This is a genomic window from Pedobacter nanyangensis (assembly GCF_003313505.1).
In the GTDB taxonomy this organism is placed as follows: domain Bacteria; phylum Bacteroidota; class Bacteroidia; order Sphingobacteriales; family Sphingobacteriaceae; genus Pedobacter; species Pedobacter nanyangensis.
The window spans coordinates 268,316-293,738 of the sequence record NZ_QMHO01000005.1; the positions used below are offsets into that span (position 1 = coordinate 268,316).

Annotated in this window: 25 protein-coding genes; 15 read left to right on the plus strand and 10 right to left on the minus strand. The window is 39.9% G+C overall.

Annotated features, from left to right (window positions below; genetic code table 11):
• Positions 1-108: 108 nt before the first annotated feature.
• The 3 genes from lysS to DUT71_RS11380 all read left to right on the plus strand — a co-directional run bounded on the left by lysS (position 109) and on the right by DUT71_RS11380 (position 2,571).
• On the plus strand, positions 109-1,818 hold the full coding sequence (gene lysS / locus DUT71_RS11370; RefSeq protein ID WP_113662654.1) for a lysine--tRNA ligase: 1,710 nt from the start codon (positions 109-111) through the stop codon (positions 1,816-1,818).
• Between the two features lie 139 nt (positions 1,819-1,957).
• Positions 1,958-2,146, plus strand: coding sequence for an RNA-binding protein (locus DUT71_RS11375; RefSeq protein WP_113662655.1), 189 nt, complete (start codon positions 1,958-1,960; stop codon positions 2,144-2,146).
• Positions 2,147-2,358: 212 nt separating this feature from the next.
• Positions 2,359-2,571, plus strand: a complete 213-nt coding sequence (locus tag DUT71_RS11380) for a hypothetical protein (RefSeq protein WP_113662656.1) — start codon at positions 2,359-2,361, stop codon at positions 2,569-2,571.
• Positions 2,572-2,624: 53 nt separating this feature from the next.
• On the opposite strand, the gene DUT71_RS11385 is transcribed toward DUT71_RS11380, so the two are convergent.
• The gene (locus tag DUT71_RS11385; RefSeq protein ID WP_113662657.1) at positions 2,625-3,170 is read right to left on the minus strand and encodes a DUF2892 domain-containing protein; all 546 of its coding nucleotides are present in this window, start codon (positions 3,168-3,170) and stop codon (positions 2,625-2,627) included.
• A gap of 84 nt (positions 3,171-3,254) precedes the next feature.
• Here DUT71_RS11385 and DUT71_RS11390 point away from each other — a divergent pair, with 84 nt between their 5' ends.
• The 3 genes from DUT71_RS11390 to DUT71_RS11400 all read left to right on the plus strand — a co-directional run bounded on the left by DUT71_RS11390 (position 3,255) and on the right by DUT71_RS11400 (position 4,720).
• Entirely contained in the window at positions 3,255-3,773 is a 519-nt protein-coding gene (locus DUT71_RS11390) for a thioredoxin family protein (RefSeq protein ID WP_113662658.1), read from the plus strand.
• A 2-nt stretch (positions 3,774-3,775) separates the two neighbouring features.
• The gene (gene ung / locus DUT71_RS11395) at positions 3,776-4,453 is read left to right on the plus strand and encodes a uracil-DNA glycosylase (protein WP_113662659.1); all 678 of its coding nucleotides are present in this window, start codon (positions 3,776-3,778) and stop codon (positions 4,451-4,453) included.
• Between the two features lie 183 nt (positions 4,454-4,636).
• Positions 4,637-4,720, plus strand: a complete 84-nt coding sequence (locus DUT71_RS11400) for a GxxExxY protein (protein ID WP_240186913.1) — start codon at positions 4,637-4,639, stop codon at positions 4,718-4,720.
• A gap of 113 nt (positions 4,721-4,833) precedes the next feature.
• Here DUT71_RS11400 and DUT71_RS11405 read toward each other — a convergent pair whose 3' ends face one another.
• Positions 4,834-5,304, minus strand: a complete 471-nt coding sequence (locus DUT71_RS11405; RefSeq protein WP_097127375.1) for an Lrp/AsnC family transcriptional regulator — start codon at positions 5,302-5,304, stop codon at positions 4,834-4,836.
• A 137-nt stretch (positions 5,305-5,441) separates the two neighbouring features.
• On the opposite strand from DUT71_RS11405, the gene DUT71_RS11410 reads away from it, so the two are divergent.
• The gene (locus DUT71_RS11410) at positions 5,442-6,095 is read left to right on the plus strand and encodes a metal-dependent transcriptional regulator (RefSeq protein WP_113662661.1); all 654 of its coding nucleotides are present in this window, start codon (positions 5,442-5,444) and stop codon (positions 6,093-6,095) included.
• On the plus strand, positions 6,095-7,957 hold the full coding sequence (locus DUT71_RS11415) for an Nramp family divalent metal transporter (RefSeq protein ID WP_113662662.1): 1,863 nt from the start codon (positions 6,095-6,097) through the stop codon (positions 7,955-7,957). Before DUT71_RS11410 ends, DUT71_RS11415 begins: the two co-directional genes overlap by 1 nt.
• 429 nt (positions 7,958-8,386) lie before the next feature.
• Here the strand turns inward: DUT71_RS11415 and DUT71_RS11420 are convergent, their stop codons facing one another.
• Entirely contained in the window at positions 8,387-10,657 is a 2,271-nt protein-coding gene (locus DUT71_RS11420) for a TonB-dependent receptor (protein WP_113662663.1), read from the minus strand.
• Between the two features lie 218 nt (positions 10,658-10,875).
• On the opposite strand from DUT71_RS11420, the gene smpB reads away from it, so the two are divergent.
• Together smpB and fmt are read left to right on the plus strand one after the other, a co-directional pair.
• The gene (gene smpB / locus DUT71_RS11425; RefSeq protein ID WP_113662664.1) at positions 10,876-11,325 is read left to right on the plus strand and encodes an SsrA-binding protein SmpB; all 450 of its coding nucleotides are present in this window, start codon (positions 10,876-10,878) and stop codon (positions 11,323-11,325) included.
• A gap of 91 nt (positions 11,326-11,416) precedes the next feature.
• Positions 11,417-12,325: a methionyl-tRNA formyltransferase gene (gene fmt, locus DUT71_RS11430; RefSeq protein ID WP_113662665.1), complete on the plus strand. Its 909-nt coding sequence runs from the start codon at positions 11,417-11,419 to the stop codon at positions 12,323-12,325.
• 53 nt (positions 12,326-12,378) lie between these two features.
• Here fmt and DUT71_RS11435 read toward each other — a convergent pair whose 3' ends face one another.
• The 3 genes from DUT71_RS11435 to DUT71_RS11445 form a co-directional block, all read right to left on the minus strand.
• On the minus strand, positions 12,379-13,131 hold the full coding sequence (locus DUT71_RS11435) for a hypothetical protein (protein ID WP_113662666.1): 753 nt from the start codon (positions 13,129-13,131) through the stop codon (positions 12,379-12,381).
• 141 nt (positions 13,132-13,272) lie between these two features.
• Positions 13,273-14,109, minus strand: a complete 837-nt coding sequence (locus DUT71_RS11440; protein ID WP_113662667.1) for an aminotransferase class IV — start codon at positions 14,107-14,109, stop codon at positions 13,273-13,275.
• A complete protein-coding gene (locus tag DUT71_RS11445; protein WP_113662668.1) occupies positions 14,110-15,144 on the minus strand; it encodes an RluA family pseudouridine synthase in 1,035 nt (344 codons plus the stop codon). It abuts the gene before it with no gap.
• Between the two features lie 186 nt (positions 15,145-15,330).
• On the opposite strand from DUT71_RS11445, the gene DUT71_RS11450 reads away from it, so the two are divergent.
• The 4 genes from DUT71_RS11450 (at position 15,331) to DUT71_RS11465 (ending at position 19,263) form a co-directional block, all read left to right on the plus strand.
• Complete coding sequence (locus DUT71_RS11450) at positions 15,331-16,344, plus strand: DUF6588 family protein (protein WP_113662669.1); 1,014 nt, start codon at positions 15,331-15,333, stop codon at positions 16,342-16,344.
• 51 nt (positions 16,345-16,395) lie between these two features.
• Entirely contained in the window at positions 16,396-17,259 is an 864-nt protein-coding gene (locus DUT71_RS11455) for a 1-aminocyclopropane-1-carboxylate deaminase/D-cysteine desulfhydrase (protein ID WP_113662670.1), read from the plus strand.
• A gap of 168 nt (positions 17,260-17,427) precedes the next feature.
• The gene (gene lat, locus DUT71_RS11460; protein ID WP_113662671.1) at positions 17,428-18,759 is read left to right on the plus strand and encodes an L-lysine 6-transaminase; all 1,332 of its coding nucleotides are present in this window, start codon (positions 17,428-17,430) and stop codon (positions 18,757-18,759) included.
• A gap of 99 nt (positions 18,760-18,858) precedes the next feature.
• Positions 18,859-19,263 (plus strand): hypothetical protein, encoded by a 405-nt coding sequence (locus tag DUT71_RS11465; RefSeq protein ID WP_113662672.1) that lies wholly within the window; start codon positions 18,859-18,861, stop codon positions 19,261-19,263.
• A gap of 296 nt (positions 19,264-19,559) precedes the next feature.
• Here the strand turns inward: DUT71_RS11465 and DUT71_RS11475 are convergent, their stop codons facing one another.
• The 4 genes from DUT71_RS11475 to DUT71_RS11490 all read right to left on the minus strand — a co-directional run bounded on the left by DUT71_RS11475 (position 19,560) and on the right by DUT71_RS11490 (position 22,953).
• Positions 19,560-20,921, minus strand: coding sequence for an acyl-CoA dehydrogenase family protein (locus DUT71_RS11475; protein WP_113662674.1), 1,362 nt, complete (start codon positions 20,919-20,921; stop codon positions 19,560-19,562).
• Between the two features lie 104 nt (positions 20,922-21,025).
• Positions 21,026-21,742, minus strand: coding sequence for a bacillithiol biosynthesis deacetylase BshB1 (bshB1, locus tag DUT71_RS11480; RefSeq protein ID WP_113662675.1), 717 nt, complete (start codon positions 21,740-21,742; stop codon positions 21,026-21,028).
• Between the two features lie 79 nt (positions 21,743-21,821).
• Entirely contained in the window at positions 21,822-22,325 is a 504-nt protein-coding gene (locus DUT71_RS11485; RefSeq protein WP_113662676.1) for a glutathione peroxidase, read from the minus strand.
• 10 nt (positions 22,326-22,335) lie between these two features.
• Positions 22,336-22,953 carry a DUF4294 domain-containing protein gene (locus DUT71_RS11490; protein ID WP_113662677.1) on the minus strand — a complete coding sequence of 206 codons (618 nt, stop codon included), beginning with the start codon at positions 22,951-22,953 and terminating at the stop codon, positions 22,336-22,338.
• Positions 22,954-23,063: 110 nt separating this feature from the next.
• Here DUT71_RS11490 and DUT71_RS11495 point away from each other — a divergent pair, with 110 nt between their 5' ends.
• Complete coding sequence (locus DUT71_RS11495; protein ID WP_113662678.1) at positions 23,064-25,274, plus strand: RelA/SpoT family protein; 2,211 nt, start codon at positions 23,064-23,066, stop codon at positions 25,272-25,274.
• Positions 25,275-25,423 lie beyond the last annotated feature (149 nt).

Consider the following 25,423-nt stretch of genomic DNA (forward strand, 5'->3'; position numbering starts at 1 on the left):
GTTCATTTATTTCCAACCAAACTCCCCTTAAACAAAATCACTATTATTCATCGCCTTTACACCTCGTAAAAGCCAAGTTTTTTGCTATTTTTGCAAAAAATTCAATTAATGAGTATAGGATTATCAGAACAGGAAATATTACGTCGCGATTCGTTAAAACAGCTTCGCGAACTGGGAATTAACCCATATCCTGCAGAGGCTTACGAAATTAATGCTAATGCAGCAGACATTTTAGCTAACTACGAAAAAGATAAAACGGCATACAAGACAATCAAGATTGCAGGCAGAATTATGGGCCGCAATATTATGGGGGCAGCCTCTTTCGCTGAACTTCAGGACGCGACTGGTCGTATCCAAATTTATTTGAAGCGCGATGAGCTTTGCCCTGGTGATGATAAGACCTTGTACAATATTGTATTTAAGAAACTCCTAGATATCGGCGATTTTATTGGCGTTGAGGGTTATGTTTTCACCACTCAAACGGGTGAAATTTCGGTTCACGTAAACAAATTGACGGTACTGTCTAAATCTCTACGTCCGTTGCCCATTGTAAAACGTGATGACGAAGGAAATGTATTCGATGGTTTTACCAATCCTGAACTGCGTTACCGTATGCGTTATGTAGATCTAACGGTAAACCCTGAGTACAAACAAATTTTCATTAACCGCAGCAAGGTGATCAACACCATGCGCAACTATTTCGATAGCCAAGGTTGGATGGAAGTAGAAACCCCTATCCTGCAAGCAGTGCATGGTGGTGCAGCGGCTCGTCCGTTTAACACCCACCACAATACTTTGGATATGCCTTTGTTTTTGCGTATTGCCAATGAGCTTTACCTAAAAAGATTGATCGTTGCGGGTTTTGATGGTGTTTACGAGTTTGGTAAAATGTTCCGTAACGAAGGGATGGACAGAACCCATAACCCTGAGTTTACCTCAATGGAAATTTATGTAGCCTACAAAGACTACGTATGGATGATGGGTATGGTAGAAGAATGTCTAGAGAAAATTGCAGTAGCTATCCACGGTTCTCCTGTGGTTAAAGTGGGCGGACATGAAATTGATTTTGCGGGTCCATACGAGAAATTGACCATGTACGAATCAATCCAAAAATACACAGGCATTGATGTATCTGAAATGACTGAATCTGAATTGGCACAAACCTGTAGAGATTTAGGCATTGAGATTGATGACAGCATGGGTCGTGGCAAATTGGTGGATGAACTTTTCAGTGAGAAAGTAGAGGCTAACCTAATCCAGCCTACCTACATCACCGACTACCCTATCGAAATGACTCCTCTGGCCAAAAAACACCGTAGCAAAGAAGGCTTGGTAGAGCGTTTCGAGTTATTTGTAATGGGTAAAGAAATTGGCAATGCTTACTCTGAGCTAAACGACCCTATTGACCAAAAAGAGCGTTTCGAAGAACAATTGAAACTGGCTGCCAGAGGCGATGATGAAGCCATGGCCATGGATGATGATTTTGTTCGTGCTTTAGAATACGGCATGCCTCCTACTTCAGGCTTAGGAATTGGTATCGATAGATTGGTAATGTTAATGACCGACCAATCTACCATTCAAGAAGTATTGTTCTTCCCGCAAATGCGTCCGGAGAAAAAGAAAATTGAACTTACTGCCGAAGAAAGCGAATTGTTTGGCTTGGTAAAAGAAGGCGAACATCAACTCTTAAGCGAGGTAAGAGCACAATTAGCAGACTGGAGCAACAAAAAATGGGATACTACCCTAAAAGGACTTACTGGAAAAAACATCCTGAAAGTAACCAAAACTGATGACGGCTTATTCCTAGAACATAAATAAGACATCTTTTTATTACAACATATAAATCCTCAACCCTTACAGTTGGGGATTTTTTTTTGTTCGCTCATCATCCAGAGTTATCATATTTTCTAAAGCTTTTATGTATTTTTAATAATTAAAGAGAAAGATTCTCCCTCTAATGAAAGAAGAAAAAACAATAAAGGATGGTGACTTTTGTCAAGTTATAAAGGGTACCCACAAAGGAAAAACAGGTACAGCTACAGACTTCAACATGAGTAAAACTGGACATTTAACCATCACCGTAGTACAAGAAAATGGCAATCGCTTTAAAACCCTCGGCAGAAATGTAGTGGCTATTTCAAAATAAAACATGAAGAAATGAAGATCATTAAGGCGATATCCAAACTTAATGTCACTTAACTCCCTAATGGTTCAAAAACTAAAATGCGCTAAGGTGTCTAAGGTGGCTAAAAAAGAAACATCCTCTTCCTTAACACAAACATAACAAAAAGTTAAAAGCTTGTTACCCTACGCTTAAAAACCCTTTTTTATTTTAGACCTGTACTAAAATTTAATAAGATGAATAGTTCAACTATCGAAATCACAGAAAACGAATATTGCATCAAGCTAAGCAGAGATACGTTTGATTTATCGCTTATTCGCCAGTTAATTAAGCGGATACAAGCTGAGGAATTATTTTTCAGCAAGAAAAGAATGGAAGAAGAAGATGACCTCATCAGCAGGACAGATTCAGCATTCGAAGAAAACTTTGATCGCCTTTGCGACAAATAAAAAAGGTCTAGCCGCTGTAAAGCAACCAGACCTTTTTTTATGCCTTTTAAAATCTATCTGTGGCTGTAGCGCACTTGTTGTTGCTTATCCAACATGCCAAGCTGATCTTTCATTTGTTTAATCTGATCGGCCAATAATTTATTTTTATCTGCCTTCTTCGCTTCTGCCAAATACATTTGCGCTTCACGCTTGTTACGCTTGGCCATGGCAATACCCGCTAAACTTAACTTCGCCATTGCTACGTTATGATCCATGTGCAAACCTAAACTCAAAGCAGTTTTAAAGTACTTCTCAGATTTCAACGGTGCCTTTCTCGATTCGATCAACCCCAATAAAAGGTTAAAATATCCGTGCTGCATTTTATTCAATTGCTTCTCGTAGTTGGTAATTCTTCCCAAAAACACTTCAGCCTTAGGCATATTATCCTTACGCAAGTACCATTGCGCAATCAGCATATTCTCGTTATAAAAATAAGTGATGAAAATAAATATGCTAAACAAAACGGCTGGAATACCCCAACCCCAATAACCGAAAATAAAAAGTGCAACTGCCGCACCAAGTAAAGCAAAGCCTATAATTAGGCGTACCAAATTTGACATAGTTTTTCAATATTTCTGCAAATATCGGTTTTATATAGCAGAAATAACGATTTAATTTATAATTTCAGCAAAAATTAGATAACAATGAAGTACTTATTCACGATAGCTCTAGGACTGCTTTTTTTGTCGGCCAATGCCCAAGAAATAAACAAAAAATTAGAAGATCAAATTAAACATAAAGAAATCATGTTAAACGAGTGCTCAAGAGAAGGTTTGGTGAGCTTTCCCGAATTTAAAGCAAGTTACGATGCCAACTACGAAAACTACAAAGTAGACTCGGCCTCGGTGGCCCAATTAACCAAATTGCTAAAGGATAAAAAAATAAAAGTAGTACTGGGAACCTGGTGTGGAGATAGCAAATTTCAGGTGCCTAACTTCCTAAAAGTGGCCGATGCTGCTAAAGTAAAAGAAGACCATGTAGCTTTTATTGCCGTAGATGGCGCCAAGAAAGCAGAAAATGGCTTGATAGATAATCTGAACATCACCCGTGTCCCTACTTTTATTATCGCCGACAAAAAAGGCAATGAGATTGGACGCATTACCGAATTCCCTAAAAAAACACTGGAATTAGACCTTCTTGAAATTTTAGCGGCAAAAAAATAGTTATGGCAGTTGATTTAGAACCCGGTTGGCTTAAAGTACTGAAAGACGAGTTTGAAAAACCCTACATGAAGAGCCTCCGAAGCTTTCTTCAACAGGAAAAGCAAGCTGGCTTTACTATTTTCCCAAAGGGTTCCGATATCTTCAACGCCTTTAAACACACCCCTTTCGAAAAAGTGAAAGTGGTAATCTTGGGACAAGACCCCTATCACGGTGTAGGACAAGCGCATGGCCTTTCTTTCTCTGTGCAAAAAGGAATAGTTCCTCCCCCATCACTTAAAAATATCTACAAAGAACTGGCGGATGAATTTCCAGATTTTAAAATACCCCCGCATGGTAATTTAACCAGTTGGGCCGATCAAGGTGTAATGCTACTCAATGCTACCTTAACGGTTAGGGCACATACGGCAGGTTCGCACCAAAACAAGGGCTGGGAACAATTCACAGATAAAGTAATCGCTGAACTATCCGCCAAAAGAAGCGGATTGGTATTTATCCTGTGGGGCAACTACGCCAAACAAAAGGAAGCTTTGATAGACCAAAGCAAGCACTTTATCATTAAATCTGCACACCCATCCCCTTTCTCTGCCTACAACGGTTTTTTTGGCTCCAAGCCGTTCTCAAAAACCAATGAAATCCTTAAAAAAGAAGGAAAAGAACCCATTAATTGGCAAATAGCTTAACGCACTATTTTATACCATACGTGCAGGAACGAATTACGATTAACGGCATAACCAATTTTAACTAATCACCTAAGACACCTTAGTACATTTTAGCTTTTTATATTTTTCTATTAGTATATTTAGCGTACATCTTCAAAGTATATCTAATGGAAAAACAACATAAATAAAAAGCTTATCAGCGCTTTGGAATACGAAGTAACAGGCGCATGTATTGAAATCCATAAAAATCTTGGCCCCGAATGGTTAGAAAGTGTCTACCACCGCTGAATTTCAATTGTACAAATATTATTCACAACGGAAAGAAAACCTTTGTTAATGAATTATATAGAGATTTGCGCTAAAATGACCTAAGGTGTCTAAGGTGGTGAAAAAACTAACCACTAATACTCCAATGGCACAATCGGTTCCTTCTTCGTCGTCGACATGATCATCATCGTTTGGAAGGTTTTTACTACGGAGATCTTGCTGATCTTATCCATAATCAAACGCTCATACGACTTGATATCGCTCACATAAACTTTAAGTAGAAAATCAGCCTGCCCAGTAACATGGTGGCATTCCGTTACTTCTTTAATTTGGTTCACCTCGTCCAAAAAGATCTGGATCGTATTGTTTTTATGGAAGTCTAATTGAATTTGGATGAAAGTCTTGATACCAAGACCTAATTTTTCTTCATCAACCAAAGCATGATAGCTCTTGATATAACCAGACATTTCCAGTTTTCTCACGCGCTCCAAAGTAGGTGCTGGCGAAAGACCAATTTCCTGCGATAAAAGCAAGTTGGTGATCCTTCCATTTTCCTGCAATAACTTTAAAATCTTGAAATCTATTTTATCCAGTTCTAGTGCCATATTTTGTTTGATTTGTTCAAAGGTATAACAGAAACGGCAATCGGCAAAATTTTATTCTAAAACTAATGTAAAAATTTAGCGAATATTTTATATAATTATTTTTAGATTTGTCTAAAATAAGAATTAGAAAACCAAAAATGCAGTCGTACACCGAAGAGAACTACCTCAAAATCATCTATCACCTCTCTGAAATAAGTCATCCGGTGCAAACCAATGCCATTGCCGAGCGCATCCAAACCAAGGCCGCCTCCGTTACCGACATGATCAAGAAACTATCGGAAAAAGAACTGGTAAACTACGTAAAATACCAAGGCGTAACCCTCACCGAAAAAGGAAAGCTAACCGCCATCAATATTGTGAGGAAACATCGACTTTGGGAAGTATTTTTGGTTGATAAACTTAATTTCAAGTGGGACCAAGTACACGAAGTAGCCGAAGAACTGGAACACATCCAATCCAACTTGCTTATCGAACGATTAGACGAATTTCTGGATTTCCCTAAAGTTGACCCCCATGGTGATCCTATCCCTGATAAACATGGCAACTTTGCCGAAATGACATTTGTAAAACTAAGCAAGCTCAAAGATGGCGACCAAGGCACCATCACCGGAGTAAGCGAACACTCTTCTGCTTTCTTAAAGCATTTGGAAAAACTGGGCCTTACCCTTGGCAAGCGTGTAGAAATCATTGACGTTGTAGAATTTGACGGATCAGTGGAGTTATTACTGGAACACGAGAAACTGAATATCAGTAGAGAAGTAGCCAAACATATCCTAATTACCAAAAACTAATGGCCGAAAAACAATCCCTAAGCGAAGTACACCAAAGCGTAGCCACCCATCAAAGAAAAGGCTGGAGAAGAATATTGGCATTTTTAGGCCCCGCCTACTTGGTAAGTGTAGGCTATATGGATCCCGGTAACTGGGCTACAGACATTGCCGGCGGCAGTAAATTCGGCTACCAGCTCATCTGGGTGCTCCTAATGTCTAATTTAATTGCACTGCTACTTCAATCACTAAGTGCCCGTTTAGGAATTGTAAGAGGATTGGATTTAGCACAGGCATCACGAAACACCTATCCCAAATGGGTTAACTTTCCGCTGTTCGTTTTGGCACAAACAGCCATCATTGCCTGCGATTTGGCCGAAATTATTGGAATGGCCATTGGTTTAAACCTACTTTTTGGGCTGCCCTTAATTTGGGGAATATCCATCACCATCTTCGATACGGTATTACTACTGTTTCTACTCAACAAGGGCATGCGCAAAATGGAAGCCTTTATCGTTTCCATGGTTTTTATTGTTGGCATTTCCTTTTTGGCAGAAATGTTTATTGTACAGCCATCCCTTGGTGAAATTGCCAAAGGCTTTGAGCCTTCCATGCTTGGCGGAGAAGCGCTTTACATTGCCATCGGGATTATTGGCGCCACCGTGATGCCCCATAACCTCTACCTACATTCGTCTCTAGTACAAACCCGTAAGTTCGAGCGGGACAGCAAAGGGATTAAGGAAGCCATCAAATTCAATTTTATAGACACCGCAGTGGCACTTAACCTGGCGTTTTTTGTAAATGCCGCCATCTTAATTCTTGCCGCAGCAGCCTTTTACAAAAATGGTTTCCACGAGGTGGCCGAAATACAGGATGCCCACGAGTTATTGAGCAATATTTTCGGCAGTGTAGCCCCTGCCCTTTTTGCTATTGCTTTAATTGCCGCCGGACAAAGCTCTACCGTAACCGGTACCTTGGCCGGCCAAATTGTGATGGAAGGCCACTTAAACCTAAGGATACAACCTTGGCTACGCCGTTTAATCACCCGCCTATTAGCTATCGTTCCAGCATTTTTCACCATCCTCTACTTCGGTGATGATGCGTTGGGCGGCTTACTGATTTTAAGTCAGGTAGTGTTGAGTTTACAATTGGGCTTTGCCATCATTCCGCTCATCCACCTTAACTCCGACAGAAAGGAAATGAAAGAATTCACCATCAAACTTTGGGTGAAAATACTGGCCTGGTTAAGCGCAGCGGTAATCGTTGCCCTAAACATCAAATTAGTGATCGAAGAAATTAATGGATGGATCAACGAATCCCATAACGCTTGGTACATCTACGTAATTGTGTTGCCAATGGCCATACTCATCGCCTTGCTGCTAGTTTACATTTTTGTTTATCCATTTGTAGGAAAAAAACAACGTATAAGCAATGTACCGCATGGCGATGCACTTTCCATAGGCCATGTAGACAAAATCAACTATGAAAAAATTGGTATTACCGTTGATTTCTCCGAGAATGACCGAAAAACCATTCGCCATGCCCTGATCCAAGGTGGCAAAGATGCCCATTATCACCTCATCCACGTCGTGGAAACCGCTGTGGCACGTTACCATGGAAAAACGGCCATGGACCACGAAACGCAATCGGATATCGACAATCTTAAAAAATATCAGGAAAACTTAGCTGAATTGGGCTATCAGGCTACGCCACATATTGGATTTGGTGGCGCAGCAAAGGCCATCGCCGAAATTAGCAATGCAAACAAACTGGAGCTTTTGGTAATGGGCGCCCACGGACACAAAGGCCTTAAAGATTTGATTTTTGGCACTACAGTAGACTCCGTTAGGCACAAAGTGGATATTCCCGTTTTGATTGTGAGATAATTAGAAAAGCAGTTTATCCACTACAATTAATGGCAGTCCCGCTTTTCATTCCAATCTTTTTGTGCCCACCACACCCCTAGGCCTGCCCTACAGCCAACACCTACGGGGTTTAGCCTAAAGCAAAAAGTATTTCCATTTCAATCGGGTTTAGCAAACAAAAGCCAGCATTTCAAAACTTTATATTAACCCTAAAGAAAAATAAGAGCTAAGCAAGCATCGCAAACCAGGTATTTTATACCAGCTAGGCCAAACTAAAAATACTGAACAAAAATTGCTGACATTAATAAAGCTTACCCTTTAAAAAAAGTAAAGCCATCAACCTTATCTATCTTGTCAGTGCGCCCAATTAAGATTGAAAAAGTTGATGACCTTACTCTCTTCAGCCCGCCGTTTTATAGTCTAGAAGACCTACGTCATCTATATTGGAACCTATCTCAAAGTATATCTCAAACCAAAGAAACCTCTTATCCCCTGATTAGGCGCATACACATAGCTCGGATCAAAAGTTAGCCCGTAAGGATTATTTGCAGTAGCTATGGCATTTCCGTTCGGATCAAACTGTACTTGCCTATCAAAAGGATCATTGCTACGGGCAATAATAAAAGGATTATTTTTAGTTGGTTTAAAATTGAGCAGGTTTTTTACCCCACCATAAATTTCCAGATTTTTAAAGCCGCGATACACCAATTGGATATTCTGCAAGCTCCACACAGGCGAATAAGGTTGACGTGGATCTAAACTGCCCAACAAAGGCAAACGCATAGGACCGTAGATATTTCCGGTGTAATCAATCCCCAAATTCAATGAATTAATCAAATACGAAACCGACCAGGTGCCCATCCATTTTTCGGTAAGCATTTGCTGGGTCTTATTTCCGTCCTCTACCAAACCAACATCTTGCAGTGTAATACCTGCATTCAATTTAAGTCCAAAGTTCAACGTGACATCAAAATTCCCAGTTAGGCCCTTGCTTACGGCATAACCCGTAAGGTTATTATACCTAATCTGATTGGTATTCGTTTCATAATCGGCCACAATACGATTGCTGAAATGGGTGTAAAAAGCGGAGACGTCAAGAGTGAAAGTGTTTCCGCTTAAATCGTGCATCTTTTTAAGATAATTAAGGTTCACGTTGTAGCTCTTCTCAGGTTTCAAATTTTCTTCTATCACTACTTCCCTAGCGCCAGTTAAAGCGGCATGATCTTCCGTAAAAATATTCACTACCCTAAATCCCGTTCCCGCATTTAACCTCAGGATACTGCTTTCATCAAAATTGATTTTATAGGCAAACCGTGGCGTAAATATATTCCCATGTGTGGAGTGATAATCATAGCGCATGCCCAGTAAAACGGAATGCTTTTGGCTCAACTTAATTTCGTCCTGCGCAAAAACTCCGGGCAAGTACACCTTTTCAGGATTGTTCTGATTTGCCATAAGCGTTGCCGGTGTATTGTCATCGTAATAGGTATAACGGAAAGCTGTACCAAAAAGCAAATCGTGGTTGCCTATTTTTTTATCCCAAGTAAGCTGCGAAAATGCAATATGCTGCTTGGCAATGTAAGATGTCTCCCCATATCTACTATCCTGATTGTGGCTCGTTAACGAGAAGGCTAAAAACATTTTTTCCTTTAATGGCAGTTGGTAATTCCCCAGCAGTTCAAAACGTTTGGTATAAATACTCTCGCCATATACTTCACCGCCACCCCTGTACTGCTTTGTCCAATTCATCTCTCCACCCCATCTATCTTCATATAAATACCTTCCCGCTAAAGAAAATAACCTGTTTTCCCGTCTATTGAAATTCCATTTCTGAAAAACCGAAATCCTATCTTGTAGGGTCACATCCGTAAAACCATCATGGTTATCATCAACCTTATTTCCATATTTAAAATAATTCACGCCAGTTAAAAAGCTCACTTTAGGAGACAAACGGGCTTTAAAACCCAAATCAATATTATGCTCCAGGTAGCTGGTAGTCATTAAATCGGCAGTAAACTTTGCGGCCTTCCCAACATCTTTTGTAATGATATTGATCAATCCACCCACCGCTTCACTGCCATAAAGGGATGACGCAGGGCCCTTTACAATCTCTATCCTTTCTACCAGTGAGTTGGGAATCCCCGATAGGCCATACACCGTAGATAAGCTGCTCACAATGGGCATGCCATCAATCATGACCATGGTGTACGGCCCCTCCAGGCCATTAATGTGGATATCGCCAGTGTTACAGATATTGCAGTTAAGCTGGGGGCGAACGCCATTGATATTCTGCAAGGCATCAAAAATACTGGGGGTAGGATTTTTCTGAAAAAACTTGGTAGTATAAATCTCTACGGGCACAGGGCTTTCCAAACGATTGACCTCCTTTTGTGTTCCTGTAACCACTACTTCCCGCAAGTTTTCCTTTCGCTCTACCAAATCGAAATGCAAAACAGTGTCAGCCAATAACTGGATCGTATTTACCTGCGTTTGATAGCCTAAAGCAGATATCCTGATCTGATATTTGCCAGGATTGAGGGCTACAAAACCAAAATTCCCTTCGGCATCCGTTTGTGAAGAGCGCTGTAATTCCAGAATACGTAAACTGGCCTTTACCACAGGCGAACCATTGCTTTCCACTTTTCCTTTCAATACAATATCCTGCGCATCAGCATTTAAAAACAACAATAAAAGAGTAAGAAAAAGTAAAATATTCTTCATTTTGAAAACTTATTAGCTACACAAAAATATAATTTTAGACAAATCTAAAAATTAGTTTAGAAAAACAACATAATAAAATTAAAAAAATCTAAAAACACTTATTAAACGCAACATAATTGCAAATATAAAAGAGTATTTTAAAACGCAACAATATTGCATTAAAACAAATATTAAAAGATGCTGTTACTTATAGCCTACAATTGTTGATATTTGCAGCTATGCCTAACGATATACAGATAAAAAATAAGCGAGCATTTTTTGATTACCACATTTTAGATAAATACGTGGCGGGCATTGCTTTGCTCGGCACCGAAATCAAATCAATCAGACAGGGAAAGGCTAATCTGACCGATGCCTTTTGCATGTTTATCAGCAATAACCTTTATATACGCAATCTTCATATTTCTGAATATAGCCACAGCTCTTTCTATCACCATGATATTAAGCGGGACCGCGTACTGCTGCTACAAAAAAAGGAGCTGAGAAAATTGAGGTTAAAAGGCGAAGAGAAGGGCTTTACCATTGTTCCGTTACGAATTTTCATTAATGAACGTGGCTTTGCCAAGATAGAAATAGCGCTTGCCCAAGGTAAAAAGGAGTTTGACAAACGCGACTCGATTAAGGAGAGAGAGAGCAAACGGGAATTAGACCGAGCAATGAAATTTTAATTTGATAATGAGCTAATTGGAGCATGCAATAATTTGGCCCTCCTCTTATTCAATCATTCAAAATTCTATCATCCAATAATTAAACACAAGCATGAAAATAGTTTTTATGGGCACGCCCGATTTTGCAGTGGCCTCTTTAGACGCCCTGAAAAATGCAGGCTTTGATATTGTAGGCGTGGTTACGGCAGCGGATAAACCTGCCGGGCGTGGTCAAAAGTTAAGCGAGAGTGCCGTTAAAAAATATGCCGTTCAACACGGATTAAAAGTACTTCAGCCACTAAAACTGAAAGATCCGGCATTTATTGAAGAATTAAAAGCATTAAACGCCGACCTCCAGGTGGTAGTGGCGTTTAGAATGCTCCCAGAAATAGTTTGGAACATGCCCGCCAAGGGCACCATCAACTTACACGGATCCTTATTGCCTCAATACCGCGGTGCCGCTCCTATCAACCATGCCATTATCAACGGCGAGAAAGAAAGCGGCGTAACCACGTTCTTCTTGAAACAAGAGATAGATACGGGCGATGTCATATTTTCTGAAAGTACTCCTATTACAGAAGATGACACCGCAGGAACCTTACATGATAAGCTAATGAACATTGGAGCCAGATTGATCGTGAAAACCGTTAAGGCCATTGAAAGTGGCAACTACCAGGAGATACCTCAGCCTATGGACAAAGTGCTAAAAATGGCGCCAAAAATTTTCAAGGATTTTTGCGAGGTGAACTGGCATCAAGACAACCAAATGGTGTTTAACCACATCAGGGGACTGAGTCCCTACCCCACTGCATTTACTTTCTTAAATGATAAAACACTGAAAATATTCCAAGCGGCAAAGGAAGAAACTTTCCCCAAAATAGCGGCCGGAGATTTTGAGACAGACGGAAAAACTTTTCTGAAGTTTGCAAGCAACAATGGCTACATCAAATTACTTGAGGTACAACTAGAGGGCAAAAAAAGAATGTCAATAGATGAATTTTTAAGAGGAGTTAGGCTTTAATGATGCAAAAAATAAAAGGAGCCAAGTATTTTTGGCTCCTTTTGGTTAATGGCCTAGTTTCTATTGTAAGTATCTATTGCCATTTCTATTTGCCTGTTGGCAGCGGCTTGCTTTAGATAACCTCCCACAGCCAAGCCACCACTTATCCCCATTAACAAAAAACTTGCTGTATAGCTTTTGCCCGAAGTATTTATACCACCTGAAGGAAAAGGACTATGATCTACTCCTTTATTGCCTTCACTAAAAAAGTTAACCAAACTTGCTAAGATTGCTACTCCCGCTGTTACGTACAAAACCGTTCCAAATTGCCTGCCTTTCCGATAACTTTCCAAAAAATCAAGACTTCTGGGGTTGTCGGCCATATCCATTTTTAACTGGGCGTAGCTTACTTTTTTAATGTCTGAAAAGCCTTTATTGTAATACATCTGTGTTGAAACTGCCCGAGGGGTCCTGTCTCTAAATCGGTAATAGTCTTCAAAGGGCACGGGATCATAAGCTACTTCCTGAAAAAGGTTAATTTTTCCTTTAATAATCCTCTCCGAAAAAGAGTTAGACCCGAAAATTGTGGTCCTTCGGGTATTGGCAAAGAAACCATCTTCATTGTTAAAGAACTTTACCTGCTCAAGCGGGACTCGTCTGGAATCGGCCCGCAGCACCCACGAGCCTACAAAATCAGGTCGTAGCCTAATTCGCTCTGCGTGAATTACAGAATCGGAATAGAGGTAAACAAAGTTTCTGGATTCGTCCGTTTGCGAACGGGCGTTCAGGGCATAGCATGCCATGGCGATCATGAGTAATTTTTTCATATCGATTTACATTTGTGTGTGTAACCTAAATTACAAAAATTTTATTCGAAAACCTTTCCGTATAAGAAAATGTTCAAACTGTTTGGTTTGAGGTACGGTTTCTATTAAATGATATGGTAAATTGTTATTGACACAGCAAATCTATAGTGCGTTTAATTTAGCACTTAGGGCTTTGGCTACTTCATTGAAATAACGTTTTCTTCCGTACCCCATTACCCATCGGATACCGCCAATAGCATTGGTTACAAAAACCTCTTCGGCTTCGTTCAATATTTGGGGATTGATCTGGGCTTCTGTTAATGGCAATTGATTTTGTTTGGCCAATTGCATCACCACATTTCTCATTACACCACCAACACACCCCTCGGATAGTGCGGGCGTGTAAATTTGGTGCTGGTACACTATAAAAACATTAGAACTGGTGCTTTCACATAAAAAACCATTTTGGTTGAGCAGCAAGGCCTCGTCCAAGCGATGTTGTTTTTGATATAGCCCAGCCATGACATAAAGCAGGGCATTGGTGGTTTTATAATTGGATAATTTATTGATGGGTTTAGGGATTTCATCATAAACATCAACAATCAATCCTTTACTATTTAGCTCATATTCAGCACTGCTGAGCTCCGAAACTTCCAATAGGTAGCCCACTTTGTTACTTTGTGGCGTATAAAGCCCCTCGCCGTTACGATATATGGTTAACCGGAAACGGGCATTACCTTTTATTTTATTTTTTTTTGCCAGTTCGGCCGCTTTTTGCTTTAGGAAATATTCATCCAGCAAGTTGTAACCATCCATTTTTAGCGCCTTCATTCCAGCGTGAAGCCTATCCACGTGAAGTTCTGGAAATCTCAGTTTTCCGTTGCACATGCGCATGGATTCGAACAAACCATCTCCAAATTTAAAACCTCTGTTTTGCCCCGCTAAAATTGGGGCATCACGCTGAAAAAATTGGTCGTTAAATAAAATATATTGCGACATCTAGGATTGGGGTAGGATAATATAATTACGCCATTTGTTTAAAACCGCATCAAAATCTGCCGGCAAAGGAGCTTCAAACTCCATATATTTTTGGGTGGTTGGGTGAATAAAGCCTAAGGTTTTTGCATGAAGTGCCTGTCTGGGCATCAGTTCAAAACAGTTGTTTACAAATTGCTTGTACTTAGAAAACGTTGTACCCTTTAATATCTTATCCCCGCCATAGGTGGCATCGTTAAAAAGTGGATGGCCTATATGTTTCATGTGTGCCCTGATCTGATGCGTACGGCCCGTTTCCAATTGGCAGCTCACTAAAGTTACGTAGTTTAAACGCTCCAATACCTCGTAGTTGGTTACCGACCATTTGCCTTTATCTTCATCATCATAAACATCCTGAATGATCCGATTTTTCAAGCTACGGCCAATATACCCTTCTATTCTGCCATCATTTTCAATATCTCCCCAAGCCAAAGCAATGTATTTACGCGTAATGCTGTGGTCAAAAAACTGTTTCGCCAATTTAGTCATGGTGATTTCGTTTTTACTGATCAACAACAGACCTGAGGTGTCTTTATCGATACGATGTACCAAGCCAGGTCTACCATCATTACCAGGTAAAGTGGGCAATTGTTCAAAGTGATAAGCCAAGGCATTAACCAAGGTACCTGTATAATTATTATAACCCGGATGCACTACCATGCCAGCAGGCTTGTTCACAATCAACAAGTCATCATCTTCATAAACAATATCCAAAGGGATATTTTCTGGATAAACCTCGGTATCACGTGGTGGATGTGCATAAACAATGGAAATCTCATCCAAAGGCTTCACTTTATAGCTGGCCTTAATAATTTGTTTATTCACCAAAACATTTCCAGCATCAATGGCATTTTGGATCCTATTTCTCGAAGCGTTTTCAATACGGTGCATCAAAAACTTGTCAATTCGCAATAGCGACTGTCCTTTATCAACTACAATATTAAAATGTTCAAATAAATCCTGTTCCTCTTCCTCTTGTCCTATTGCGAAATTTTCCATGCTGCAAAAATAAATTATCGAAATGACATTATTTAAAAACAAATTGGCTTATTTATTGTAGTGTAGGTGGAGAATTTAAGTGGTGCGTATGAAAAGCTTTACTCAAAACCTTAAGATTGTAATGAATTTTTTTCCATATTTAATTAGAAAAATATATTTTCGTGTCTGAATATCAAACAAATAAACATGGAAAAAACATTTCGAGCGCTAAGAAACACTATTGTTCTTAGCGCTTTTTTATTGCCATTTAATTTGATGGCGCAAGACGAAGTTGGGGGTGTATTTAAAGGAACCCCTGCTGATGCCGGAAAATTAGCCGGCGCCTACCTTTTACCTGCAACAACCGGATTTGGTTTAGGATTAAACTCCATGTGGTACAGTTCGGCCAAAGCAAAAAACTTCTTACGCTTTGACTTAAGAATTACCGCTTCTGGAGCTTTTGTTCCTTCAAAGGACAAAACATTTGACGTAACTAAATTGGGCCTTACTAGCATGGCTCCTGTAGGGGGATCAAATGTAAACACTCCAACAATTGCTGGTCCAGAGCAAGATGGAACAAGAATGCAGGTTGGCAATGATCCTTCCAAGCAATTTAATTTGCCTGAGGGTATTGGCGTTGGCCTAGTACCGGCCCCTCAGGTACAACTTACGGTAGGTCTTCCGAAAAATATCGATGTATCCCTACGTTATAGCCCAACCATCGACTTGAGCGATTTTGGTAAAGTTGATCTTTTTGGTGTTGGCGCTAAAGTAGAGGTACTACCTTTAGTTTTGGGAAAAACCGGAAAAATACTTCCTTTTGACTTAGCGGTAGCTTTTGGTTACACTCAATTAAAGTGGAATATCCCGTTAGAAGTAGGGCAAAATCCTAATCCAAACCAAAATATCGACGTAAAATTAAAAGGTGTTAGTATTGATGCGATCATTTCAAAAAAAATAACCGTTTTTACTCCTTTTTTAAGTGTTGGCTATAACAAGTCAAACACCCATATCAGGGCTTTGGGAACTTACAGTTTTGATGATACGGACCCTAGCCAAACCTATACCAACCCTTTTGAAATTAAAAGAACTGACGTTAGCGGCATGAAAGCTTCTTTAGGTTTTCAGCTTCAATTGGCCTTCTTTAGGTTATATGGTTCATATACCCAAGCAAAATATAGCTACGCAAATGCTGGTATTGGTTTTGGAATAGGCAACTAAATTTTTAAAAAAGCATAAAAAAGCTTCTCTTTGGGGAAGCTTTTTTTATTTATGCTATTGCCCAGTCCTATACATCAAGTTTCCTTTAGAGGGAAATCTCTTTTCGTTAAACGAGATGATTTGATCGATCCTTTTGTTTCTGGCAATAAATGGCGCAAGTTGAAGTATATCCTACAAGATGCTGCTCAAAAACACAAAAACCATCTCATTACTTTTGGGGGAACCTACTCCAATCATCTGCTCGCTACGGCCGCTGCTGCTGCAAAAAATCACTTACGAACAACCGCTTTTGTTAGGGGCGAAGAAGTAAACAACCCCGTGCTCTCCTTGTGCAAACTTTTTGGTATGCAGCTTCACTTCGTCGACAGGAAAAGTTACAAAAACAAAAAGGCGCTATTTGAACAGCATTATTCGGGTAATAACGATACCTATTTTATTGATGAGGGAGGGGCGAGCAAAGAAGCCACAAGAGGTTGCGCCGAAATTATTGATGAGCTGAAAGAGAATTTTGATTATATATTTTGTGCCGCCGGTACTGGCACCACTGCCGCAGGATTGCTAGAAGGTATCAACAAGCAGCAATTGCCAACGGAACTTCATGTAATCCCGGTATTGAAGGGTGGCGATTTTATGAAGGCAGAAATTGCAAATTATGTAAACGACCTCTCCAAACTACGCCTACATTTCGATTATCATTTCGGCGGCTACGCCAAAACAACACCTGAACTAATTACTTTCATTAAAGATTTCACCGGTAGCACGGGCATTTTGTTAGACCCAATTTATACCGGAAAAATGTGCTACGCCATATTTGATCTCATTGCAAAAGGAATCATCAAAAAAGAGGCAAAGATTTTAATGCTACATACGGGCGGGCTCTTCGGAATTTTAGGGAAAATTGATGAATTTGGCTAAATCTCCTCAAAATATTTTTTCCACATTTTTTGATTATTGTGGAAGTTTCAGACAAAAACCAACTTTAAACGTTTTAAACCTAGTTTTTGAACTCTGAGTTCAAAAACCGCCTAAATTTGATAGTTTAGCACATTTATTTAAATTTGAGCTATACCAAAACTTAAATTTATGTATAAACTAAGTGTCGCCCCTAGTGAGGTTCAACAAACTCTTAAAAAGCATATTCTAGCCGATGGTTACGATCTTACCTATGATATGGAAAAAAGTAACGGCGCCTATATCTACGATTCGAAATACGACCGCAAGTTGTTAGATTTCTTTACCTGTTTTGCTTCTGTTCCTTTGGGCTACAATCACCCAAAAATGGTAAATGATGAGGTATTTAAGCATAATTTATTATTGGCTGCGCTAGCCAACCCCTCCAATTCGGATGTTTATACCCAGCAATACGCCGAATTTGTAAAAACTTTCTCTCGAGTAGGTATCCCAGATTATCTGCCCCATGCTTTTTTTATCGCCGGTGGAGCATTAGCCATAGAGAATGCGCTTAAAGTAGCCATGGATTGGAAAGTGCAGAAAAACTTCAAAAAGGGTTATCAGCAAGAAAAAGGCTTTAAAGTACTCCACTTTGAAAAAGCTTTTCACGGCCGCAGTGGTTATACCTTAAGCTTAACCAATACCTTACCAGATAAAACCAAATGGTTTGCCAAATTTGATTGGCCTAGAGTAAGCACTCCACAAGTTAAATTCCCACTAAGTGGCGATAACTTAAGCGTTGCCCAAGAAACCGAAGCGGCCTCTATTGCTCAAATCAAACAAGCTTTCGCTGAAAATAAGGATGACATTTGTGCCATTATTATTGAACCAATCCAATCGGAAGGTGGAGATAACCATATCAGAGAAGAATTTTTAATCCAACTTCGCCAACTGGCTGATGAAAATGAAGCTTTTTTAATTTACGACGAAGTGCAAACCGGCGTGGGTTTAACTGGAAAATTCTGGTGTCACCAACATTTTAGCGAAAAAGCCAGACCAGATATTGTTGCCTTTGGAAAGAAAATGCAAATCTGTGGTATTTTGGTGGGCAGCAAAGTTGACGAAGTGGAAGGAAATGTTTTCAATGTACCTTCCCGCATCAATTCTACCTGGGGCGGAAACCTAGTAGACATGGTACGTGCTACGCAAATCCTGAGTATTGTTGAGGAAGATCAGCTATGCGAAAATGCAGCAAAAGTGGGCCAATATTTACAGGAACAACTTCAGGCACTTGCCAACGAGCACGAAAAAATAAGCAATGTGCGTGGCCGAGGTTTATTGTGCTCTTTCGATTTCCCGGAAAAAGAAATGCGCAACAAGTTCATCGAAAAAGGCATGGCCAACAATGTCATGTTTTTAGGTTGTGGCAACCAAACCATTCGTTTTAGGCCAGCCCTATGCATCGAAAAACAACATATCGATGAGGGAATGGAAGTAATGCGGAAAATATTGCCAACGATTTAACCATAAAAAACAAAAGGCTATTTAGGAGATTAGATAGCCTTTTGCTTTTCCTGACTTCCCAATAACAAAACAAGTTTCTATTTGAGCTAATTTCGGGACATGAAAAAAGTTGGCACTAAGTTTTTTATTGCAGTTTTAGTTATTTTCCTTGTTGGCTGGATGCTTAAAGATACTTTCACACAATCAGGCATTAAAGACCTGAAAGGTGGATTTAAAGAAATAGCCAGTTATCGAAATGAAAACAATACAGGCCCCGTACAACGTATTTATGCGGTTACCGTAAAAGATACCGCAACTGCCCAATTACAACAATATGGCGATTTAATGCCACACACTAAATACGGCAACACCAAAGTTTACTATTTTTTAGAAGGTACAGCGGTGCCTGCCAAACTCTATCCAGGTGGTGTTAATTTTGATGCCAATTTCAATCAAAATTGCTTTGCACTGTACGAAAAAAGTGCCATGGGAAATGTTGGGCTGGTCAAATGGCCGTTTAAATAATTGAGTTTTTTGAACTATCTTAAAGATTGCTTCGCAAGCTCGCAATGACGAAAATAGTTGCGTCTTTGCGAGGAGTACGACGAAGCAAGCACTAATAAATCCCTCCTCCTACCCCTCATAACTTTATAAAATGCCAAATGAGATGGCTTCCCCGAAGTATCGAAGCACGCTGCAAGCTAACAACGACATGACTATTTTCACCACCAGACTTACGAAGTTTCGAAACGGCGAAGCCCCCAACTTCGTCATTGAAAACAACAAATTGATTAAAGTTAACTTCGTAAGTCTAAAGAGGTTTAAACAAAGGCAGAAAAACCTGTAATCGCTCTACCCACAATCAAGGTATTGATTTCCTTGGTACCCTCGTAAGAATAAATAGCCTCGGCATCAGCTACAAAACGAGCTACGTTATATTCCAACAAAATTCCATTGCCGCCCATTACTTCCCTTGCTTTGCTAACCACGTCCCTGGTACGAAGGGAGCAAAACACTTTGGCCAAAGAGGCATGTTCATCTTTAAGCAAACCTTGGTCCTGCAACTGTGATAAGCGAAAACAAAGTGTTTGCATCGCCGTTAAGTTCGACAGCATTTCGACCAAATGGTTTTGGATCAATTGAAAAGAAGCGATTGGCTTACCAAACTGTTTGCGGTTTCGGGTATAATCGAGCGCATTTTCATAAGCACCACGGGCGCACCCCACTGCCTGCCATGCTACTCCTGCCCTGGTCATTTGTAGAACCTTGGCCGTATCTTTAAATGAATTTGCATTTTGTAGACGATCGTTCTCCGGAATTTTACAATTGGTTAGGGTAATCAAACCATTCTGAACAATTCTAAGGGCCATTTTATTTTCCATTTTTTCAACGGCAAACCCAGGGTTGTCCTTTTTAACAATAAATCCCTTAACGTCACCGCTATCTTCATCACGTGCCCATATAATCAAAATATCGGCGAATGTTGCGTTCCCTATCCATTTTTTCTGACCGTTCAACACCCATTCCTCACCAACTTTTTTACAGGTAGTGGTTAATCCGCCCGCTGCCGCTGAGCCTATTTCCGGCTCTGTTAAACCAAAGGCCCCAATTACTTCGAATTTTTGCATTAAAGGTAGCCATTGCCGCTTTTGCTCTTCAGATCCGCAGATATAGATCGACCCCATAGCCAAGCCACTTTGGACTCCAAAAAAGGTAGATAGCGAGGTATCTATACGGGCCATTTCCATCGCTAAAATACCTTCCATCAAATTAGATTTTCCTGGACAGCCATAGCCTTTATAAGTTAAACCACAAATATTAAGTTCGGCAAGTTTAGGAATGATTTCGAAAGGAAACTCTGCCCTATTCCAGTAATGATTAACAATAGGCTTTACTTCTTTTTCCAGAAAAGTACGCACTTTCAATTGCAGCGCCCTGTCTTCTTCGTTAAGGGCTTCTTCGCCCAATTGATAAAAATCCCCTTCAATTGGAGGCAATTCCTTTTTACGAGAATTGCTGCCCATCATTTTCATCATCCCTTGAAGTTGCTTATCGTCGAGATTAGAAATGGTTTCCACCATTTTGGGCAGGTCAACTTTTTTGGAAAGTGCATCTAGTTTTTGAAAATCTACGCTTTTGAAAAGTTGATAGGCATTTTTTAAAGCGGAAAATAGGTTGGCCATGTTTTAAAGTTTAAAGTAGAAAAGTTAAAAGCCATAAATAGATGGCATAATTTACTAAACTTAAAACAAGAAATGGCCAAAATTGTTGGCTTTAGAGCATATTCCTATCGTAAATGGAACAGATTATCTACCCCTAAAAGTTTTCTAGAAGTGAACCCTTCACCATACTCAGCGCCAATATTTTTACCCATTTCCCTAGCTCTAGCTATTACTGATTGCAAAAATGCCGGGGTAGAGATATAGGTTTGTGGCTCGCTTTCATCAGGGCTATCAAACTGGGTTTTAAAGGCTTTAATTGCCTCAATCTTTTGCTCCATTTGTGCGGAGATATCCACAATTATATCGGGTTTAATATAGGTGTCCTGAATATATTGCAAAACCAAGCGAGGTCTCCAAGGTTGTTGTGCATTACCTTCCAAATTAGTTTGCACTTTTCTAAGGCCTGAAAGGAAAATGGCGTCTTTAGCCAGCTCCGAAGCCCTTCCATGATCGGGATGACGATCATATAGTGCATTGGTGAGGATAATTTCAGGCTGGTATTTACGTATCATTTTTACCACCTCCAGCTGATGTGGTTCGTCATTTTTAAAGAAGCCGTCCCTAATTTTGATGTTTTCGCGAGCATGCAAGCCCATAATCTTAGAAGATGCTTCTGCTTCGGCAGCCCTGGTTTCAATTGTTCCCCGCGTTCCTAATTCGCCCTGCGTAAAATCAACAATACCAACTTTTTTTCCTTGCGCAATATGTTTAATAATGGTTCCTGAACAACCTAACTCTGCATCATCGGGGTGAACGGCTAAGACCAATAAATCTAATTTCATATGATTAATTTTGAATGAGTAAGTTTCGAATGAGTGAATGAAATCTATAATTCTATCACTCAATGATGCTATCATTTTCTCATTGCTCGTTTAAAAGACGCTGAATTTTTTTCTTCACTTTAGAGGAAGTAGGCTTGGTAAAAGGATAAAAATATTCTACCACTTCGCCTCTTTTGTTGACCAGATATTTATGAAAGTTCCAACGCGGTGTAGAAGTCAGGTTTCCGTTCAATTTTTTATCGGCCAGAAATTTAAACAAAGGATGCGCCTCTTTTCCTCTCACCATAATTTTATCAAACATGGGGAACTGCACGCCGTAATTCACTTGGCAAAAATCGTTGATCGCCGTTCCATCTAAAGGTTCCTGTTTTCCAAAATCATTAGAAGGGAAACCTAATATTTCAAAATCCTGATCGGAAAATTCTTCTCTGATTTGCTGTAGATCTTTTAATTGGGGCGTGAAACCACAGCCAGATGCCGTGTTCACAATCAACAATACTTTACCGCTGTAATCGGCCAAGTTTTTTTCTGTTCCATTAATAAGACGGGCCTTAAATGGATACACTGTTGGTTTTAAATTCATTTTCTCAAACTTACTGATAGTAGCCGGAGCCTCTGATAATGGATTCGATATCTCTATCTTCTTGCACACTGTAGGTGCTTTTTAAGTTGTGCCCTACCACCCTTGCCACCAGTTGGTACGAAAAAGCCGCAAATTTACCCTTTGTCTGCTTCACAATATCATACGTGGTTCGTCCTACCTCTCTATCAATTAATTTAGTTAATATTTGTCCCTGGGTAATGGTTAATTCCTTTATTTCGGTATTAAACATTTTTTTTATTTCATTGTCGCATTCTTTAACCAAACGTTTCTGTTCCTTTTGATCGGCAACAACGGCCAGATCTCTTTCCAGTTTTTCGTACCTTCGTTTGGCAAAAATTGCATAAGGCATTACTTTCAGCACATTATACCGTAATCTGTTATAAGCGGCCTGATCCTGAGGCGATTTCCAAATCCGCTGTCCAACAATCACCACTTCTTTCAACCCAATCCAAGGGATCATATATCCTCCGTCATTGGTAGCGGCCACCCTAATGGTATCGTTTTTGCCTAACTTAGGCCAAATAGCATTTGCCGTGCTGTCTTGAGCTTTAGCGCCAAAACCAGCAATGATGACAATTGAAAGAGCAAAAAAACGATAAAATTTCATAAATTTATGCCTGTTCAAAGTTAAGGCTATTTTCAGTTATTCGCTTTAACTACAACCCAATATAGCATTTTATAGTTTAAATTCATTATAATTTTACCTAGAAAGTACAAATGAAGAACGCATTAGTGATAGATCTAGAAGCTGAGAAAAAGGAAATACTGAAAAGGTACAGGGCGTTGCTACGTGCCTGTAAATCAACACTTCAAAGGGGCGATAAAAAAGAAATACGCAAGGCTTTTGACATGGCCCTGGAGAGCCATAAAGACATGCGCCGCAAGTCTGGCGAGCCTTACATATACCATCCGATTGCTGTGGCCCAAATTGCTGCCGAAGAGATTGGACTGGGCACCACATCTATTGTTTGTGCGCTTTTGCATGACGTGGTGGAGGATACCGACATCACTTTAGAAGATATTGAACGTGAGTTTGGCAAAAAAACAGCCAAAATTATTGATGGACTAACCAAAATATCGGGTGTTTTTGACACCAACAGCTCCCTACAGGCGGAAAATTTCAGGAAAATGTTGCTCACGCTTGCAGACGATGTAAGGGTGATTTTGATCAAATTAGCAGACAGGTTGCACAACATGCGCACCATGGATTTCATGCCCCGCCACAAGCAATTGAAAATTGCCTCGGAAACCATTTACCTGTACGCACCACTTGCGCATCGCTTAGGTCTTTACGCCATCAAATCTGAACTGGAAGATTTGTCCATGAAATATTTGGAGCCAGATACGTATAAATACATTGCAACCCAACTTAACGAGAAAAAAGCCGAACGAAACGCATTCATTAAGGCCTTTGTTGAACCTATCAATGATATCTTGGCAGAACAAGGGCTTATTGCTAATGTATATGGCCGTCCAAAATCTATTCATTCGATATGGAATAAGATGAAGAAAAAGAATATTCCTTTTGAAGAAGTTTATGATCTTTTTGCCATCAGGATTATTTTGGATAGTCCACCGGAAAGTGAAAAAGCCGATTGTTGGAAAGCTTATTCCATCGTAACCGATTTATATCGTCCCAATCCTGACCGGTTGCGGGACTGGGTTTCCTCACCAAAAGGTAATGGCTACGAATCTTTGCATACCACTGTAATGGGGCCAAAGGGCCAATGGGTTGAGGTACAAATACGTACCCAACGGATGAATGAGATTGCCGAGAAAGGTTTTGCTGCACACTGGAAATACAAAGAGAGCACCAACGATAACGGCCTTGACCAATGGATACAGAAAGTTAGGGAAATGCTGAGCAATCCCGAATCCAACGCCTTGGATTTCTTGGATGATTTTAAAATGAACCTTTTCTCGGATGAGATCTTCATTTTCACGCCAAAAGGGGCTTTGCTACAACTTCCACTTGGCGCTACCGCTTTAGACTTTGCGTTTGAAATCCACACCGATATTGGCGCTAAATGTATTGGCGCTAAAGTTAACCACAAATTGGTGCCACTTTCCTATAAACTGCAAAATGGCGATCAAGTAGAAATCATCACTTCGAGCAAACAAACACCTAAAGAAGATTGGCTGAACATTGTAGTTACGGCAAAAGCCAAGTCGAAAATAAAGTCATCGCTCAAAGAGGAAAAACGCAAAATTGCCGAAGAAGGAAAGGAATTGTTGGAACGCAAGCTGAAATCTCTTAAAATCACCTACAATACCGACAACCTCAACAAGATCAGCTATTTTTTCAAGCTGCAGTCTACTCAAGATTTGTTTATCGCGGTGGCAATGGGCAAAATAGAGCTGAAAGATTTGAGGGAATACGTAGCCAGCGAAAAAGAAATTGAGAACAGAGGCACTGAGAAAGTTAGCGATAATGAACGTATAGATGCTCTACTTAAAAAGGTAAAAGGCCCAGAATCTGATATACTCCTCATTGGTGAAGACCTCCAAAAAATTGACTACACCTTGGCTGCCTGCTGCAATCCTATTCCGGGTGATGACGTTTTTGGGTTTGTTACCGTTAACGAAGGCATTAAAATACACCGAACCAATTGTCCGAATGCAGCGCAGTTAATGGCCAATTATGGCTATCGGGTGGTGAAGGCCAAATGGAATCGTCAGCATGAATTAACTTTCCTAACGGGATTACACATTGTAGGCATTGATGACGTAGGCCTGATCAATAATATCACAAAAGTAATTTCTAACGATTTTAAGGTAAATATGCGCTCGATCACGGTAGATACTAATGATGGTATTTTTGACGGTTCGATCAAGGTATTTGTGAATGATAAAGAGCATTTGGACAACCTCATTAAAAACTTGTTGGAAGTAAAAGGCGTTACTGGAGTAACCAGGTTTGATGCCTAAATAATGGTTAATGATAAATGATTGATTGTTAATGACAGATAAGTTTACCCGATGCTTTTCAAGCATTAATCATGCACCATTAATAATTAATCATTTCAAGTCTTTCGTCAAAACAATTTAACAATAACGTAATTTATCAACATAAATCC

What these genes read in the sequence shown, in the direction of transcription:
- DUT71_RS11450 (WP_113662669.1), top strand. Translation starts at nt 15,331, where the DNA reads ATGGAAAAAACATTTCGAGCGCTAAGAAACACTATTGTTCTTAGCGCT.
- DUT71_RS11490 (WP_113662677.1), bottom strand. Translation starts at nt 22,953, where the DNA reads ATGAAATTTTATCGTTTTTTTGCTCTTTCAATTGTCATCATTGCTGGT.
- DUT71_RS11475 (WP_113662674.1), bottom strand. Translation starts at nt 20,921, where the DNA reads ATGGCCAACCTATTTTCCGCTTTAAAAAATGCCTATCAACTTTTCAAA.
- DUT71_RS11405 (WP_097127375.1), bottom strand. Translation starts at nt 5,304, where the DNA reads ATGGCACTAGAACTGGATAAAATAGATTTCAAGATTTTAAAGTTATTG.
- lysS (WP_113662654.1), top strand. Translation starts at nt 109, where the DNA reads ATGAGTATAGGATTATCAGAACAGGAAATATTACGTCGCGATTCGTTA.
- DUT71_RS11415 (WP_113662662.1), top strand. Translation starts at nt 6,095, where the DNA reads ATGGCCGAAAAACAATCCCTAAGCGAAGTACACCAAAGCGTAGCCACC.
- lat (WP_113662671.1), top strand. Translation starts at nt 17,428, where the DNA reads ATGTATAAACTAAGTGTCGCCCCTAGTGAGGTTCAACAAACTCTTAAA.
- DUT71_RS11485 (WP_113662676.1), bottom strand. Translation starts at nt 22,325, where the DNA reads ATGAATTTAAAACCAACAGTGTATCCATTTAAGGCCCGTCTTATTAAT.
- DUT71_RS11465 (WP_113662672.1), top strand. Translation starts at nt 18,859, where the DNA reads ATGAAAAAAGTTGGCACTAAGTTTTTTATTGCAGTTTTAGTTATTTTC.
- DUT71_RS11440 (WP_113662667.1), bottom strand. Translation starts at nt 14,109, where the DNA reads ATGTCGCAATATATTTTATTTAACGACCAATTTTTTCAGCGTGATGCC.
- DUT71_RS11410 (WP_113662661.1), top strand. Translation starts at nt 5,442, where the DNA reads ATGCAGTCGTACACCGAAGAGAACTACCTCAAAATCATCTATCACCTC.
- bshB1 (WP_113662675.1), bottom strand. Translation starts at nt 21,742, where the DNA reads ATGAAATTAGATTTATTGGTCTTAGCCGTTCACCCCGATGATGCAGAG.
- DUT71_RS11495 (WP_113662678.1), top strand. Translation starts at nt 23,064, where the DNA reads ATGAAGAACGCATTAGTGATAGATCTAGAAGCTGAGAAAAAGGAAATA.
- DUT71_RS11445 (WP_113662668.1), bottom strand. Translation starts at nt 15,144, where the DNA reads ATGGAAAATTTCGCAATAGGACAAGAGGAAGAGGAACAGGATTTATTT.
- DUT71_RS11375 (WP_113662655.1), top strand. Translation starts at nt 1,958, where the DNA reads ATGAAAGAAGAAAAAACAATAAAGGATGGTGACTTTTGTCAAGTTATA.
- ung (WP_113662659.1), top strand. Translation starts at nt 3,776, where the DNA reads ATGGCAGTTGATTTAGAACCCGGTTGGCTTAAAGTACTGAAAGACGAG.
- DUT71_RS11455 (WP_113662670.1), top strand. Translation starts at nt 16,396, where the DNA reads ATGCTATTGCCCAGTCCTATACATCAAGTTTCCTTTAGAGGGAAATCT.
- DUT71_RS11420 (WP_113662663.1), bottom strand. Translation starts at nt 10,657, where the DNA reads ATGAAGAATATTTTACTTTTTCTTACTCTTTTATTGTTGTTTTTAAAT.
- DUT71_RS11385 (WP_113662657.1), bottom strand. Translation starts at nt 3,170, where the DNA reads ATGTCAAATTTGGTACGCCTAATTATAGGCTTTGCTTTACTTGGTGCG.
- smpB (WP_113662664.1), top strand. Translation starts at nt 10,876, where the DNA reads ATGCCTAACGATATACAGATAAAAAATAAGCGAGCATTTTTTGATTAC.
- DUT71_RS11390 (WP_113662658.1), top strand. Translation starts at nt 3,255, where the DNA reads ATGAAGTACTTATTCACGATAGCTCTAGGACTGCTTTTTTTGTCGGCC.
- fmt (WP_113662665.1), top strand. Translation starts at nt 11,417, where the DNA reads ATGAAAATAGTTTTTATGGGCACGCCCGATTTTGCAGTGGCCTCTTTA.
- DUT71_RS11380 (WP_113662656.1), top strand. Translation starts at nt 2,359, where the DNA reads ATGAATAGTTCAACTATCGAAATCACAGAAAACGAATATTGCATCAAG.
- DUT71_RS11435 (WP_113662666.1), bottom strand. Translation starts at nt 13,131, where the DNA reads ATGAAAAAATTACTCATGATCGCCATGGCATGCTATGCCCTGAACGCC.